The organism is Pseudoalteromonas sp. SG43-3, assembly GCF_014164385.1.
GTDB classification, from domain to species: domain Bacteria; phylum Pseudomonadota; class Gammaproteobacteria; order Enterobacterales; family Alteromonadaceae; genus Pseudoalteromonas; species Pseudoalteromonas distincta.
This window is the reverse complement of sequence record NZ_JACJFC010000004.1, coordinates 173,861-189,123: the sequence shown is the minus strand read 5'-3', so window position 1 is coordinate 189,123 and position 15,263 is coordinate 173,861. Positions and strand designations below refer to the sequence as shown.

The following is a 15,263-nucleotide window of genomic DNA, read 5'->3' as shown; positions in this document are numbered from 1 at the left end:
AAGCTGCTTAACGTTATACTAGGCCCAGTTTTTTTACTGGGCTTTTTTTATGAAACGTAAACGCATTTATATCGCTTATACTGGCGGTACTATAGGTATGAAAAAATCGAGTCGAGGCTATATTCCAGCTGAAGGTTTTTTAACAGAAACCGTAGTGAATAACGCAGAATTTAATCGTGATGAAATGCCTTTGTTTGATATTCACGAATACTGCCCTCTTATAGATTCTTCAGACATGTCTCCAGAGCATTGGCAACTCATTGCTAATGATATCAAAGATAAATACCAAGATTATGATGGTTTTGTGGTGCTCCATGGCACTGATACTATGGCGTATACAGCCTCAGCGCTGTCATTTATGTTCGAAAATTTGACTAAACCTGTGATTGTAACCGGCTCACAAATTCCGCTCTCACAATTACGTTCTGATGGCCAAGTAAACTTACTTAATGCCATGTATTTAGCTGCAAATTATCCTATTGCTGAAGTAAGTCTCTTTTTTAATAACCAACTGTTTAGAGGTAATAGAGCAACTAAAGCACACGCGGATGGGTTTAATGCTTTTGCCTCGCCGAATCTAGACCCTCTCGCGTTATCGGGTATTAATATTCAACTTATTAAGGGTCAGCTTAGCCCATATGTTGAAAATGAGCTGCAAGTTACACCTATTACACCTCAACCTATCGGGGTGCTTTATTTGTACCCAGGCATTAGCCAAGAGGTAGTTAAAAGCTTGGTCAATGGCAATATTAAATCACTGGTGCTACTGAGTTTTGGTGTAGGTAATGCACCACAAGATCCGAGCTTTTTGTCAATACTCGAAGAAGCAAGTAAACGTGGCGTCGTAATTGTTAACTTAACTCAGTGTTTAAAAGGTCATGTAAACATGGGTGGCTATGCAACAGGTAATGCGCTATTAAATATTGGTGTAATAAGTGGGTACGATATGACCCTTGAAGCATGTTTAACTAAGTTACATTATTTATTTAGCCAAAAGCTTGAAGTCGAAACGATTCGTCATTTAATGCAAGATAACTTGCGTGGTGAGTTAAGCCGTTAATTTTTACGGGCTAAAAATACAAAAGGCACGCTAAATAGCGTGCCTTTATCGTTTTAAACAACTGTTTTTTATCTAACTTTAGCGTCTATATCTACTAAATCAGTTAAATGACACATTTCACCACTGTGGGTTTTTATGCCATGCTCACCAAAGTAATCACGCTGGGCTTGAACTAAATGCCCATTACTCGGTGTAGTTAATGTTGCTAAATACGTTTGTGTAGCTCCCAATACAGGGAATGCTAAACCAGTCATTATTGCTTGACCGGTAATTTTGCGCAAAGAGTTAGACTCTTTTTCAAGAGTGTCAATAAATTCAACACCTTGTGCAACGCTATCAAGGTAGTCAGCACGGATTATACAACCAGCGCGCCATGTTTGAAGCGTTTTAGATAAATCTACTTTCCACTGATGAGTACGTGATGCACCTTTAATTAGCGCTAAACCTTGACGATACGCAAGTAAGCTTGCAAGTAAGAACGCGTCTTTTAGCTCTTCTAAATCAATTTCAACATTGTTCGTTGATTTAGATGCATATGTCATCTCTTGTGCAGCCGTTGTGTTGCATGCATTAGTTAAATGACGAGCTTGAACAGCAGCAACAAGTGAAGGGACAGCAATACCAAGTTCGAGTGCATTTTGCGCAGTCCAAAGACCAGTGCCTTTAGCGCCAACTTTATTATCAATTAAGTCCGCAAGCGGTACATTATTATGATTTTCAAGTGACAATATATGGCTAGAAATAGACAGTAAGTAACTATTTAATTGACCTTCTGACCAGTCATTAAATATCTCAGCTACTTCTTTTGGAGAACGATTAGTACCTAAACGAAGTAATTGGTACACTTCTGCAATAAGTTGCATCAGTGCGTATTCAATACCGTTGTGAACCATTTTTACAAAATGACCACTTGCTGATTGGCCAACACGTGCAAAACATGAATCGCCATTATAGCTAGCAGCTACTTTTTCAAACCATGGCTCAATACGTTCCCAACCACCTTCAGAACCACTTGCCATCATTGCAGGACCATGGCGAGCGCCTTCTGCACCGCCAGAAATTCCCATAGTGGCAAATTCAAATTTATTTTGGTATTTGAGTTTACGCGTTATACCGTCTTTATAATTACTATTGCCGCAATCGACTATCATATCGTTACAATTAACGCCGGCCTCTACAAGTTCATTACAAACTGTATCAACTAACTCACCAGCAGGAACAAGTAATAAAATAGAACGAGGTGCCTCTAAACGCCTTACCATGTCACTTAAATCAGAGACAATGTGAAGCCTATCAGCCATGCCTTGTGATTTGGCACAACTTAGTAACTCTTCACCCGCATGTGGGTTTTTATCATAAGCGACTAGCGTTATCCCTTTTTCAATCAAGTTTAGGGCAAGATTTTTTCCCATAACGCCTAACCCTACTAATGCAACTTGCATCTAGTGTCCTCCTCGGTAACAACTATTTGGTTAGAAAATTCAGTGTATAAATTAAATAATACCGCGTGCATTATACTCATACAGTCATAAAATACTAACTATGAGCCCATACAACATGCTTTTTTATTACAGATAAATAAGCTACGTAATTATATCAAACATCAATGCTCTCGGGGTGACTAAAAGCAACGCTAATTGAAATTAAGATCATTGACGCATTCTGACACCGGTGTCATAATGATGACACAATAGTTTTGTATAAAATAGTGGCAAACCTTTGAAGTTTGCACATAGTTAAAATATTTTAATCTAATATAGATATTTTAATTCAACAAAATAACGTCAACATGCTTTCACCAAGCAAACAGGAGAAATTGATGCTAAGACGCACGAAAATAGTCGCTACCCTTGGACCTGCTACCGATAGAGATAACAACTTAGAAAAAATTATTATCGCTGGGGCTAATGTAGTACGTTTAAACTTCTCACATGGTGTTGCCCAAGATCATAAAGACCGTGCGCAAGCTGTACGCGATATTGCAAAAAAATTAGGCAAGCATATTGCTATTCTTGCTGACCTTCAAGGCCCTAAAATCCGCGTTTCTACTTTTAAAGAAGGTAAAGTAACGCTTTCTGTGGGTGCAAAGTTCACTCTTGATGCAAAAATGGAAAAAGGCGAAGGCGATGTTAACTCTGTAGGTATTGATTATAAAGAATTACCTAACGACGTTAGCCCTAACGACTTACTACTCCTAAATGACGGCCTTATTCAACTAACTGTTGATGAAGTAGCTGGGCACTTAGTACATTGTACTGTAACTGTTGGCGGTGTTTTATCTAACAATAAAGGTATTAACCGTTTAGGTGGTGGCTTAACTGCTCCAGCATTTACTGAAAAAGATAAAGAAGATTTAATAACTGCCGCTGAAATTGACGTAGATTACATTGCCGTATCATTCCCACGTAGTGGCGACGATATGCGCTACGTACGCTCACTTGCTGAAGCTGCTGGTTCAAAAGCACAACTACTTGCAAAAATTGAACGTGCTGAAGCCGTTGAAACACAAGAAGCTGTTGATGACATCATTCTAGCGTCTGACGCTGTAATGGTTGCCCGTGGTGATTTAGGTGTTGAAATTGGTGATGCAGCTCTTATGGGCAAGCAAAAACTAATTATTCGTCGTGCTCGTTCATTAAACCGTACTGTAGTAACAGCAACGCAAATGATGGAATCGATGATCGATAACCCTATGCCTACACGTGCAGAAGTTATGGATGTTGCAAATGCTGTTCTTGATGGAACAGATGCTGTAATGCTTTCAGCTGAAACAGCTGCTGGTGATTACCCTGAAGAAACTGTTGCAACTATGGCACGTGTTTGTTTAGGTGCTGAATCTCAAAAAGAAACGCATGTTTCTAAGCATCGTTTAGATAGTCGTTTTTCTAACAATGCAGAATCTATCGCACTTTCTGCTATGTATGCAGCTAATCACTTAGATTCTGTTAAAGCTATCATCACGCTTACTGAATCTGGTAGCACGGCTAAATTAATGTCACGTATCAGCTCTGGCTTACCAATCTACTCGCTTTCACGCCATGCGAGTACATTAGGTCAAACAGCACTTTATCGTGGTGTTTACCCAGTATTTTTTGATTCTACAAAAACTGAAAAAGACGGTATGGTAAAAGCCGCGCTTGATACTTTAGTTTCTCAAGGGTCTTTACAGTCTGGCGATACAGTAATTATTACTCACGGTGACTCAATGGAAACTGTGGGTGCAACTAACACAATGAAAATTGTAACTGTTGCGTAATTAAACGCCGAATATAAAAAATGCGAACTTAGCTCGCATTTTTTGTACCTGTAATAAAAGCGTTGGCTTTAACTTGCTAATGCCGCTTTAACCTTATCTCGATAGCTACGGCTCACTTTTAATTCTTGTCCGTTTTCAAGTACTAATAAATACTCGCCACTTACTTGTGTAACCAGCTTACTAATTTGTTTTGTGTTTACTATCGCACTGCGGTGTACACGCACAAATAACTGAGGGTCTAGCTCTTGCTCAAGCTCTTTCATTGTTTTACGAAGTATATGCGTTTGTCCATCTTCACAATGTAAACACATATAGTCACCTGCAGCATCAACCCATTGGATAGTCGCTACAGGTACCCGTATAATTTCACCCTGCTCTTTTACTGCAAGCGATTCTGGGTAACGTCTATCTGTTAAGGTATCGCCAGTGGCTAATTTTTTTAATATTTCTTCGCAATTATTACCAGTAATACCGGCTACAAAACTCGCTAGTTTTTTCTTATGGGCGTTGTCTTGCTGCGTTTTTAAATAAGTATGCACTTTTTCTACCGCCTGTTTTAATCTGTTATCATCAACGGGTTTTAAAATGTAATCGAGAGCATGAATTTCAAATGCTTTTACAGCAAACTGATCAAAAGCAGTTACAAATACAATAGCAGGTAGTACTTTTGTACTTTCGCTAAGCGCTCTTGCCACCTCAAAGCCATTCATACCTGGCATCTGAATATCTAAAAAAACCAAATCGATTTTCTCGCTTTGGCACATTTCAATTGCATCAGCGCCTGAACTACACAATTTAATTACTTCAATATCAGAATATTCTTCAAGTCTTACCGCTAAACCTTTTCGCGCTAACGGTTCATCATCAACAATGAGTGTTTTTATTTTAGTCATTTTTCACAGCCTTCTCAAAAGGTACTCGCAGATTAACTTTTAATCCACTTGGCGTATTATGTGATAATACAAACGAATAATTATTTTCATACAACGTTTTTAATCTATCTTTGGTGTTAGCAACACCTACACCTTGAGCGTTAACTAATTGGCCATCAAGTATTTCAGTGCCTGGGCCGTTGTCACCCACTTCTAGTAATAATTCATTCGCAAATACTTGTGCTTTAATATCAATTACACCACCTTCTGTCAGATGGGCAATGGCATATTTAATCGCGTTTTCTATAATTGGTTGCAAAATTAAGCTCGGTACTAAAGCCTCTTTTGCTTGCTCGCTAATATCTACATTTACTTTCAATCGCTCATCAAAACGGACGCGCTCTATTTCTAAATAAAGCATGAGAGCATGTAGCTCTTGCTCAAGCGGTACTTTTTTAATTGGATCGGTATTAAGTGTGTAACGTAAAAAGTCACTTAACCTTGCTACCATTAAGTTAGCATCTTTGTTTTCTTTAACCAAAATTAAAGTAGAAATAGCGTTAAGTGTATTGAATAGAAAATGGGGGTTGAGCTGATACCTGAGCATTTTTAGTTGCGCTTCGTGTGCCATCGTTGTGGCCTTTAACGCTTTTTGTCGCTCACTTTGTAATAACTGATAATATTTAACGCCAAAGTACAAACCACTCCAACATAAAATAATATAAACCGAATCTAAACCTTGCTGCAGGTAATAAAACCACTCCTCTGGTCTATAACCATGGCGGTATATTTCCCATAGATTGAATTTTTGAACGACAGCCCATAGAGTGCCCGTTATATAAGAGGCACCAAATACTACAATCATTAACACCCAGGGCGAGGCATTCCAAATTTTACGGTAAATATACCTAAGCGGCACTGTCATCAAACAACCAGCGTAAGCATTCAATAAAATAACAAATACATATATATCACGCATTTCAAATACTTTAGAGCCGATATAATTTACTAACGCGTAACCAATCCAGCCCGCGATTTGCAAAAGCCAAAAAAAACGTTGCCTGTTATCGACTAAAGATTGCCAGTTCAAAATAGATGTTTACTCCGTATGGTTAAAGCTAATTCCATAAAATAGGCGTTTGTTATTTTTATTATTTTTACCTATGTAGGGCTAATTTTCACAAAATTAGGTAGTCTTATTATATAGATTTATGAGTTTGCATAGCACTACAGCTTGCCTTGCTTTTTAAGAGTCTTACCGCAAACAAATAGTCGAGACACTAAAAAAGCGAAAGGTTATCCGCCTTCCGCTTTTTAAATATCAATAGCCTTGTGTAAATTAAGCTAGTTTATCTGATGCTACTTTGTAGGTTGGATCTTCAATCACATTCACTTCAACTAAATCTCGTGCTTTATGAAGCAACTGCGTACAGTCTTTACTTAAGTGACGTAAATGAAGTTGTTTACCTGCTTTTGTGTATTTGTCAGCAAGTGTATCAATTGCTTCTATTGCACTGTGGTCAGATACGCGGCTGTGTTTAAATTCAACAATCACATTTTTAGGATCATTTTTCACATCGAATAACTCAGAAAAGTTTTTAACAGAGCCAAAGAATAACGGACCATGTAGTTCGTACACCTTAGCGCCTTCCTGATCAATGTAGTTAGTTGTATATATCTGCTTCGCATGCTGCCAAGCAAATACTAGAGCCGATACAATAACACCCACACATACAGCAATCGCTAAATCAGTAATAACCGTCACGCCCGACACAAGAACAATTACAAATGCATCAGATAATGGTACGCGCTTCATCATTTTAAAGCTTGCCCATTCAAATGTACCAAGTACTACCATAAACATAACACCAACAAGTGCAGCTAATGGGATCATTTCAATTAAGCTAGAGGCAAAAATAATAAAACCAAGTAGCATAAGTGCAGCGCTTATACCTGATAAACGAGAGCGACCACCTGAATTTATATTGATCATTGATTGACCAATCATTGCACAACCACCCATTGCACCAAACATACCGCAGGTAATATTTGCAGCACCTTGACCAATACATTCTTTATTACTATGACCACGGGTTTCTGTAATCTCATCAATTAAGCTAAGCGTTAATAATGATTCAATTAAACCAATAGCCGCTAAAATAAGTGCATAAGGAAAAATAATTTGTAGCGTTTCGAAAGTAAACGGCACCATAGGAATATGAAATTCAGGCAAGCCGCCAGCGATTGTTGCAGCTTCGTCTCCAGTCATTCCTTTTAAGAAATCTAATACTGTATGCGCTTCTAAATCAAATCCAATCACTAATCCAGTTACAGTTACAATAGCAACTAGAGATGAAGGCACTGCTGTAGTCAATTTTGGCAAAAAGTGGATTATTGCCATGGTTAATGCAACTAAGCCAAGCATGATAAATAATGGATTACCTGTCATCCATTCTTGTCCGCCCATACCATCTGGCACTTTAAACTGCCCTAGCTGAGCTAAAAATATAACAATTGCTAACCCGTTTACAAAACCAAGCATTACCGGATGAGGAACCATACGGATAAACTTACCGAGCTTAAATACACCCGCGAGAATTTGCAGTATTCCCATCAGCAACACAGTTGCAAATAGATACTCAACACCGTGATCAAGCACTAAACTTACCATAACAACAGCTAGTGCACCGGTTGCACCTGAAATCATACCAGGGCGACCACCAAAAATAGCCGTAATTAAACCAACGATAAACGCGGCATATAGACCAACCAAAGGTTCTACATTTGCAACAAAGGCAAACGCAACTGCTTCTGGGACTAAGGCTAACGCCACAGTTAATCCAGATAGAATATCGTTTTTAGCAGAGCTAGGCGCCCTACTGAGTAAGTTAAACATTGAGGTCCTCAAATGGTGTAATGGGTATCAAAAAAAGCGCTAAATTCTACCAAATTAGCGCTCAGTTAACAATTATCATTATGTGGTTAAGCTAAACTAAAAATGGTTTAGCTTTTAAAAGAAGTGCTTTTACAAAGGAAGGGAAGTACTGCGTTTTACACATGTCATTGTTACATTAGAATGTACTTCTTGGACGTATTCTAAGCTTAGTAAATTATCGCGCACAAAATGCTCATACCCTTCTATGCCTTGTGAAATTATGCGTAGCATAAAGTCCATGGTACCAGCCATAGTGTAACACTCTGTTACCTCGTCGTAGCTCATGATCAGCTTTTCAAACTCAGCAAGATTCTTTTTACCGTGATTTGATAAACGCACATGTGCATATACAAGCATATCAAAGCCAAGTTTTTTCTCATCTAAAAGAGCCACTTTGCTTTTTATATAACCATCTTGCTCTAGCTTAGCGATTCGACGCCAGCATGGAGATTGAGACAAGCCTACTTTATCTGCAATTTCTGCGGTTGATAAACTAGCATCTTGTTGTAAAAGTGCCAATATTTGGCGATCTACGTGATTTAGAGACATTTTATTTCTTATTTATCAAATAAACTGGTTAAATTATACAACCATTTTAAAACTCAGTCTGCTTATTTTTAATGTTTATGCAGTTTGTAAACTTAAAATAAGCAACTTAACCAAACTTACCACTTACAAAAGGATTTGTTTTCTTTTCAAACCCCACCGTAGTGTCGCTACCATGTCCTGCCAATATTTTAGTATTATCAGGTAAGGTTAAAATATGCGTCTTAATCGACTCTATAAGTTGTTCACTGTTCCCCTTAGGAAAGTCAGTGCGCCCTACTGAGCCTTTAAAAATAACGTCACCGACAATAACGCACTCATAGTCTGGTTGGTAAAACACTATATGACCGGGTGTATGCCCCGGGCAATGTTTCACTAAAAAGCTAAGTTTACCTACGCTCACGGTGTCATTATGGTTTAGCCAAATATCCGGATAAAACGGTTCAATGGGTTTAAATCCAAACATCTGTGCTTGCATAGGTAAGTTTTCAAACCAAAAGTACTCATCTTTTTGTGGACCAATAATTTGTACGTTAAATTGATTTCGTAAAATATCAGCCCCACCCACATGATCTAAATGCCCGTGCGTTAACCAAATAGCACTTAATGCTAGTTTATGCTCATTAAGGACCATTATTATTTTATCAGTGTCGCCACCTGGGTCGATAACCACAGCGTGTTTAGTTTCGCTACACCAAATAATACGGCTGTTTTGTGCAAAGGCAGTGACAGGTATAGTTATGATTTCCATATTAAATTTCTTTACTTTTTTGATCTGGAATAACAACTTCTTCTTCGAATGACATAAGTATTGGATACTTTAAGTACGCTTGATCATAAAATGGACTTTGTTCATATAACCAGTTTAATCGAGCTTCTGCGTCACTCGCGAATGATTTATCTTTAAGTTTTTCATCAAACTTAAGCGCAAGCTTTGGGTTATCTTTTAGCATTTGGCGTGCATACGGAATTAGCGCATAGTTTTCCATGTACTCGGTACGCTGAAAAATAGTATTAAACTCACCCCACGCAAAAAATGAATCAGGAGCTTCTGGGTGCAATAAATGCACAGCAAGCTCACCTGCTTTTTGTTGAGTATTGACTTGATACCAACCATCTAAATCTACATTTATAGCAGGGACGTAATCAAAAGTTGCTGATACTCTAAAACGCCCTTCAAATGGTGCTTTATCAAACGTGTAGTCAGCCACCTTTGCAACTTTCAAAGGCTGTGTGTTTGCCCCTTCAAGTTTATTAATAGAGACACCATGTAACTTTAGTTTCTCAATAATGTTGCTATATACAGGCGGAATAAAAAAAGCTTTAGGTACTTCAACTGTATGTTGTACATCTTTTTGCCAATAAATAGGTAAGTCAGTATATGTATGTGCTTTACCCAAATACTTCACTTCATTTTGACCCGAAAGTGAATTCATGCTTGATGAATATTCAATACCTTTAAACTGCGCAATCGTATCAGCTTGCTTGGCATAGCCACGCTTTACTATTAACTGTTTAGGAACAAATTCTTGTTCTTTTTTTACTGCATTAGCTAATTCATGACTGTGCTTTGATAGCGCAGTAATAGCACCATCTAAAAATACATAAGTTCCCAATACACGTTGCTTGTAAGGCTTCAATGAATGATTTTCGACTAAAATAGTCGGCAATGACTTTAAATCCCCCCAACCATTTGAAAAACGTGGCGTAGCAACCCAGCCCGCTAACCCTTTTTTAAAGTCGCGCTTGTCCATAACAAAAACAAGTGGTCCTGGGATGTGTCCTTGCTTCGCTAGCGTATCGTCAATGAGAGGTTTAAAAAACTGGTTTAATGTATCTGATACCGCAGGCGATTCGCTCGAAAATACCGGATTGTAACCATAAGTCACATCGTATTGGTAATCTGCGCCGTCGGTAACGTGTACATCAATGTATAAATTTGGGTTGTAGTCGTTAATAACCTTTAAAACACTTCTAACTTCTGGGGTATCTAATTTAGTAAAATCACGATTTAAATTAAGGTTATTAGCATTTGTTCTAAAGCCCATTTTTGCAGGGCCCCGTTGATTAATGCGATTGAATGCACTGCTACGTTCGTGGCCATCTACATTTAAAATAGGAATAAATAATATGTTTACCTTTTTTAAAATGTCACGGCGCTTACCCGTCGCTATATCTCTGAGTAACATAAACATGGCATCTTTACCGTCTATTTCACCAGAATGTATTCCTGCCTGGATAAAAATAGTTGGCTTAGTGCTATTAGCCATTTGCCTTGCTTCAAAAAAACCTTGCTCACTGGCAATTAGCATTTTTATTGCACGCTTACTATTACTATAGCCAATGGTTTGAGATTGAAACTGAGTAGGGTTTGCAGCAACTAACCTATCTACAAATGCCATTGTATTTGCATAATCGGGCGACGCTTCACCTGCAGATAACTCAAAGTCAGTAGTTAACGGCCCTTGTTTTTGTAAAAGCTCTACGCTTTTCCCCTGCCACTCAATGAGTGGAGGTAAGTGTGCGTCATACGCCACACTTGCAGATAAAATGAGTAAACTTGCAAACATAAAATTCTCTAACAAACGCCTTAATTATATAAATTATATCAACTAAATTTTTTATAATGAGGAAACTGCGGTGATTCAACAAAAAAATGCAGCCAAATACATTTCACTCATTCACACCTGTGTTTTTAGGCTTTATAACCTTATTAAGTATTATACCAATGTGCAATAATACTTAATCATTTTGCGGGGCTAAACATGTCGCTACCTGCGTTAAAAAACTCTCATTTATGACTGCATGGATGCAGAAGGTAGAGCAATGCGGGAGCAATTGCTGAGAACAACTAAATAGCGAATTTTTTGCCTAGCTATCAACACGTTTTTCCGCCCTCAAAATAGATCATTTAATTAAGCGAATTAGTATTACTCATTGGGTTAAGTTACTAAATTACAGGCACAAAAAAAGGAGCCATAGGCTCCTTTTTAATACTTATATAAAAAAGCTTAAGCGGCTAGGCCTTCTTTTGCTTTTTCTACAAGCGCTGCGAATGCAACTTGGTCGTAAACAGCGATATCTGCAAGGATCTTACGATCGATTTCTACAGAAGTCTTTTTAAGACCATTGATAAAACGGCTGTAAGACAGACCATTTTGACGTGAAGCAGCATTGATACGTGCAATCCATAATTGACGGAAAGTACGTTTCTTCGCACGACGGTCACGGTAAGCGTATTGACCCGCTTTAGTAACAGCCTGGAAAGCTACGCGGTAAACACGTGAACGTGCTCCGTAGTAACCTTTTGCTTGTTTTAAAACTTTTTTGTGACGTGCACGTGCGACAACGCCGCGTTTAACTCTTGCCATTTCTAAAAACCCCTATTAAGCGAACGGTAACATACGTGAAACTAGACCATGGTCATTTTTATGAACCATCATCTTAGGACGTAGGTGTAACTTACGCTTAGAAGTTTTCTTAGTCAGAATATGACGAAGATGCGCTTGTTTACGCTTGAAACCGCCAGAAGCAGTCTTTTTGAAACGCTTAGCAGCGCCACTGTGACTTTTTAGCTTATAAGCCATTGCAATAACTCCAATTGTATTGCTTTTAAATTAGTAAGCAGGCGTGAGATATAATTCTATAGCTCCACTTTTAGGCCTAACTTACTGCCATGTTCCGGTGAAGACCCAACATAAATGCCGCAATCTTGCTTTAAGACCGGTTAACTCAGGTGAATATTCGCATATTGCTTGCAGACCTGAGCTAATTTCGGTGCGTATTATCGCTTAAAAATTATTTTTTAGCAACAGGCGCCATCATCATAACCATTTGGCGGCCTTCAACACGATTTGGGAAGGACTCAACTACTGCAAGCTCTTCTAAATCGGCTTTGATACGGTTTAATAATTCTATACCAATTTCTTGGTGAGCCATTTCACGACCACGGAAGCGGATAGTAATCTTAGCTTTATCACCAGCTTCTAAGAACTTACGTAAGTTGCGAAGCTTAACCTGATAATCACCTTCATCCGTACCAGGACGGAATTTGATTTCTTTTATCTGGATTTGCTTTTGCTTCTTCTTCTGCTCTTTTAGTTCTTTGCTTTTTTCAAAGATGAACTTACCGTAGTCCATGATTCTACAAACAGGCGGCTCAGCGTTTGGACTGATCTCAACAAGATCAACACCCGCTGCATCGGCCATAGTTTGCGCGTCTTGTAATGACTGAATTCCAGCTTGTTCGCCTTCAATGTCAATTAAACGAACTTCTTGCGCTGTAATTTCTTCGTTAATACGATTTTTTTGAGCTGTTTGTTGCCCTTTCTTGCCGCCTCTAATAGTACGTTCCTCCAAGAATATCAATAATATAAGCGTGTAAATGGCTGTTTGTTAATGCCTTACACGCTCGATTTTTACTGTCGATTTTTAATTTCTTCACTAATTTTAGCTACAAAATCATCAACATTAAATTTGCCAAGGTCTTCACCTGTGCGAGTACGCACTGCTACTTCTTGCTGTTCAACTTCTTTATCGCCAACAACAAGTAAATATGGAATACGCTTCAGTGTATGCTCACGGATTTTAAAGCCAATCTTCTCATTTCTCAAGTCAGCAGCGGCTCTAATTCCAAGTTTATTTAATTTTTGTACAACTTCTTTAACATAAGGAGCCTGTTTATCGGTAATATTCATAATTACCACTTGCTTTGGTGCAAGCCACGTCGGGAATAAACCAGCGTACTCTTCAGTTAAAATGCCAATAAAGCGTTCAATAGAACCTAAAATAGCACGATGTATCATTACAGGTGTACGACGCTCGTTATTTTCTGCTACATAAGTAGCACCTAAACGACCCGGTAATGCAAAGTCTAATTGCACTGTACCACACTGCCACGCTCTGTCTAAACAATCGTACAAAGTAAATTCAATCTTAGGACCGTAAAAAGCACCTTCACCTGGTAGGTAATCAAATTCTATGTCATTTAGCTTAAGAGCTTCGGCTAAAGCAAGTTCTGCTTTATCCCACATATGGTCTTCACCAATGCGTTGTTCTGGGCGAGTAGATAGCTTAACAACAATTTTCTCAAAACCAAATGTTTCATATGTATCATAAACCATCTTAATACACGCTGAAACTTCGTCCATTATCTGCTCTTCAGTACAGAAAATGTGAGCGTCATCTTGTGTAAAGCCACGTACACGCATTAAACCGTGTAGTGCACCTGATGGTTCATTACGGTGACAACAACCAAATTCAGCCATACGAAGTGGTAAATCACGGTACGATTTTAAACCTTGGTTAAAGATTTGCACGTGACCAGGGCAGTTCATTGGTTTAATTGCGTATTCACGTTTTTCAGACTCAGTGGTAAACATTGCTTCTGAATATTTTTCCCAGTGACCTGATTTTTCCCAAAGTGAACGGTCCATCATCATTGGACCTTTTACTTCTTCGTACTCATATTCGCGTAATTTTTCACGTACAAATTCTTCAAGCTCGCGGTAAATGCTCCAACCATCGTTGTGCCAAAATACCATGCCTGGCGCTTCTTCTTGCCAATGCCATAAATCAAGCGCTTTACCAATACGACGGTGATCGCGTTTTTCAGCTTCTTCAAGGCGCTTTAAATACGCTTTAAGTTGCTTTTTATCGCCCCACGCGGTGCCGTAAATGCGTTGTAGCATTTTGTTTTCTGAATCACCACGCCAATATGCACCCGCCACTTTCATTATTTTAAAGTTTTGGCAAAATTTCATGTTAGGAACGTGAGGTCCACGACACATGTCTACATATTCTTCGTGATGATATAACCCAGGACGGTCATCTTTAGCGATGTTTTCGTCCAAAATTTCTATTTTGTATGTTTCGCCACGCGCTTCAAATGTATCGCGTGCTTCTTGCCAGCTTACTGTTTTTTTCACTACGTCGTAGTTGGTTTTTGCAAGTTGCAGCATACGCTTTTCAATTGCTTCAAGATCATCTTGTGATAGTGAGTGTTCCATATCGATATCGTAGTAAAAACCGTTATCAATGGTAGGACCAATTGCCATTTTTGCGTCTGGGAAAAGTTGCTTAACTGCATGACCGATTAAGTGAGCACAAGAGTGACGAATGATTTCAAGGCCGTCATCGTCTTTAGCGGTAATGATCTCAAGACGAGAGTCATCACTAATTAAATCACATGCATCAACACGGTCGCCATTTACACGGCCCGCAATGGTCGCTTTAGCTAAACCAGGACCAATGTCGTTTGCAACATCAAGCGTGCTTACAGGGTTTTCAAAACTACGTTGACTTCCGTCTGGAAGAGTAATAACTGGCATTATAAATCCTTGCTACAGTGGTGACACCTACAATGTATCACGTGTATTTTTAATAAATTAAATGAGAATGACTCGACAACGCTTTTACGAATAAGCATTGACTAATATATGTAGATGAGGAGTCTATTCAACTACAAAGATATATTGTCGCGTGCCGCGCATTTAATTACAAGTTTAAAGGGGTGAAATCGACCCGTTTTATCCACAAAATGTAGCTTTTAAAGCAAAAAAATCATTTTATTAAAATATAAAAGCATCAATGCAT

13 protein-coding genes are annotated in these 15,263 nt (G+C 38.6%); 2 read left to right on the top strand and 11 right to left on the bottom strand.

All coding sequences use genetic code 11. The features are described from left to right. The first annotated feature begins 49 nt into the window (after positions 1–49). Positions 50–1,060, top strand: a complete 1,011-nt coding sequence (gene ansA / locus H5157_RS05275; protein ID WP_002962901.1) for an asparaginase — start codon at positions 50–52, stop codon at positions 1,058–1,060. 68 nt (positions 1,061–1,128) lie between these two features. On the opposite strand, the gene gndA is transcribed toward ansA, so the two are convergent. After that, the gene (gene gndA, locus H5157_RS05270) at positions 1,129–2,502 is read right to left on the bottom strand and encodes an NADP-dependent phosphogluconate dehydrogenase (protein WP_024596644.1); all 1,374 of its coding nucleotides are present in this window, start codon (positions 2,500–2,502) and stop codon (positions 1,129–1,131) included. 377 nt (positions 2,503–2,879) lie between these two features. On the opposite strand from gndA, the gene pyk reads away from it, so the two are divergent. Then, positions 2,880–4,316, top strand: a complete 1,437-nt coding sequence (gene pyk, locus H5157_RS05265) for a pyruvate kinase (protein ID WP_024596643.1) — start codon at positions 2,880–2,882, stop codon at positions 4,314–4,316. A 68-nt stretch (positions 4,317–4,384) separates the two neighbouring features. On the opposite strand, the gene H5157_RS05260 is transcribed toward pyk, so the two are convergent. The 10 genes from H5157_RS05260 to thrS form a co-directional block, all read right to left on the bottom strand. Further along, positions 4,385–5,209, bottom strand: coding sequence for a LytTR family DNA-binding domain-containing protein (locus H5157_RS05260; protein ID WP_024596642.1), 825 nt, complete (start codon positions 5,207–5,209; stop codon positions 4,385–4,387). After that, complete coding sequence (locus H5157_RS05255) at positions 5,202–6,278, bottom strand: sensor histidine kinase (protein WP_024596641.1); 1,077 nt, start codon at positions 6,276–6,278, stop codon at positions 5,202–5,204. Before H5157_RS05255 ends, H5157_RS05260 begins: the two co-directional genes overlap by 8 nt. 249 nt (positions 6,279–6,527) lie before the next feature. After that, entirely contained in the window at positions 6,528–8,084 is a 1,557-nt protein-coding gene (locus tag H5157_RS05250; RefSeq protein WP_024596640.1) for a SulP family inorganic anion transporter, read from the bottom strand. 129 nt (positions 8,085–8,213) lie between these two features. Continuing rightward, on the bottom strand, positions 8,214–8,672 hold the full coding sequence (locus H5157_RS05245) for an Lrp/AsnC family transcriptional regulator (RefSeq protein WP_002960703.1): 459 nt from the start codon (positions 8,670–8,672) through the stop codon (positions 8,214–8,216). 106 nt (positions 8,673–8,778) lie between these two features. After that, positions 8,779–9,420 (bottom strand): MBL fold metallo-hydrolase, encoded by a 642-nt coding sequence (locus H5157_RS05240; protein WP_182724308.1) that lies wholly within the window; start codon positions 9,418–9,420, stop codon positions 8,779–8,781. 1 nt (position 9,421) lies between these two features. After that, the gene (locus H5157_RS05235) at positions 9,422–11,239 is read right to left on the bottom strand and encodes a M14 family metallopeptidase (protein ID WP_182674173.1); all 1,818 of its coding nucleotides are present in this window, start codon (positions 11,237–11,239) and stop codon (positions 9,422–9,424) included. A 441-nt stretch (positions 11,240–11,680) separates the two neighbouring features. Beyond that, positions 11,681–12,040, bottom strand: coding sequence for a 50S ribosomal protein L20 (rplT, locus tag H5157_RS05230; RefSeq protein ID WP_002960711.1), 360 nt, complete (start codon positions 12,038–12,040; stop codon positions 11,681–11,683). A gap of 15 nt (positions 12,041–12,055) precedes the next feature. Continuing rightward, on the bottom strand, positions 12,056–12,256 hold the full coding sequence (rpmI, locus tag H5157_RS05225) for a 50S ribosomal protein L35 (RefSeq protein WP_002960713.1): 201 nt from the start codon (positions 12,254–12,256) through the stop codon (positions 12,056–12,058). 211 nt (positions 12,257–12,467) lie between these two features. Then, on the bottom strand, positions 12,468–13,028 hold the full coding sequence (gene infC, locus H5157_RS05220) for a translation initiation factor IF-3 (RefSeq protein ID WP_002960714.1): 561 nt from the start codon (positions 13,026–13,028) through the stop codon (positions 12,468–12,470). A 59-nt stretch (positions 13,029–13,087) separates the two neighbouring features. Continuing rightward, entirely contained in the window at positions 13,088–14,998 is a 1,911-nt protein-coding gene (gene thrS / locus H5157_RS05215) for a threonine--tRNA ligase (RefSeq protein ID WP_182724307.1), read from the bottom strand. Positions 14,999–15,263 lie beyond the last annotated feature (265 nt).

What these genes read in the sequence shown, in the direction of transcription:
- ansA (WP_002962901.1), top strand. Translation starts at nt 50, where the DNA reads ATGAAACGTAAACGCATTTATATCGCTTATACTGGCGGTACTATAGGT.
- gndA (WP_024596644.1), bottom strand. Translation starts at nt 2,502, where the DNA reads ATGCAAGTTGCATTAGTAGGGTTAGGCGTTATGGGAAAAAATCTTGCC.
- pyk (WP_024596643.1), top strand. Translation starts at nt 2,880, where the DNA reads ATGCTAAGACGCACGAAAATAGTCGCTACCCTTGGACCTGCTACCGAT.
- H5157_RS05260 (WP_024596642.1), bottom strand. Translation starts at nt 5,209, where the DNA reads ATGACTAAAATAAAAACACTCATTGTTGATGATGAACCGTTAGCGCGA.
- H5157_RS05250 (WP_024596640.1), bottom strand. Translation starts at nt 8,084, where the DNA reads ATGTTTAACTTACTCAGTAGGGCGCCTAGCTCTGCTAAAAACGATATT.
- H5157_RS05245 (WP_002960703.1), bottom strand. Translation starts at nt 8,672, where the DNA reads ATGTCTCTAAATCACGTAGATCGCCAAATATTGGCACTTTTACAACAA.
- H5157_RS05240 (WP_182724308.1), bottom strand. Translation starts at nt 9,420, where the DNA reads ATGGAAATCATAACTATACCTGTCACTGCCTTTGCACAAAACAGCCGT.
- H5157_RS05235 (WP_182674173.1), bottom strand. Translation starts at nt 11,239, where the DNA reads ATGTTTGCAAGTTTACTCATTTTATCTGCAAGTGTGGCGTATGACGCA.
- rplT (WP_002960711.1), bottom strand. Translation starts at nt 12,040, where the DNA reads ATGGCAAGAGTTAAACGCGGCGTTGTCGCACGTGCACGTCACAAAAAA.
- rpmI (WP_002960713.1), bottom strand. Translation starts at nt 12,256, where the DNA reads ATGGCTTATAAGCTAAAAAGTCACAGTGGCGCTGCTAAGCGTTTCAAA.
- thrS (WP_182724307.1), bottom strand. Translation starts at nt 14,998, where the DNA reads ATGCCAGTTATTACTCTTCCAGACGGAAGTCAACGTAGTTTTGAAAAC.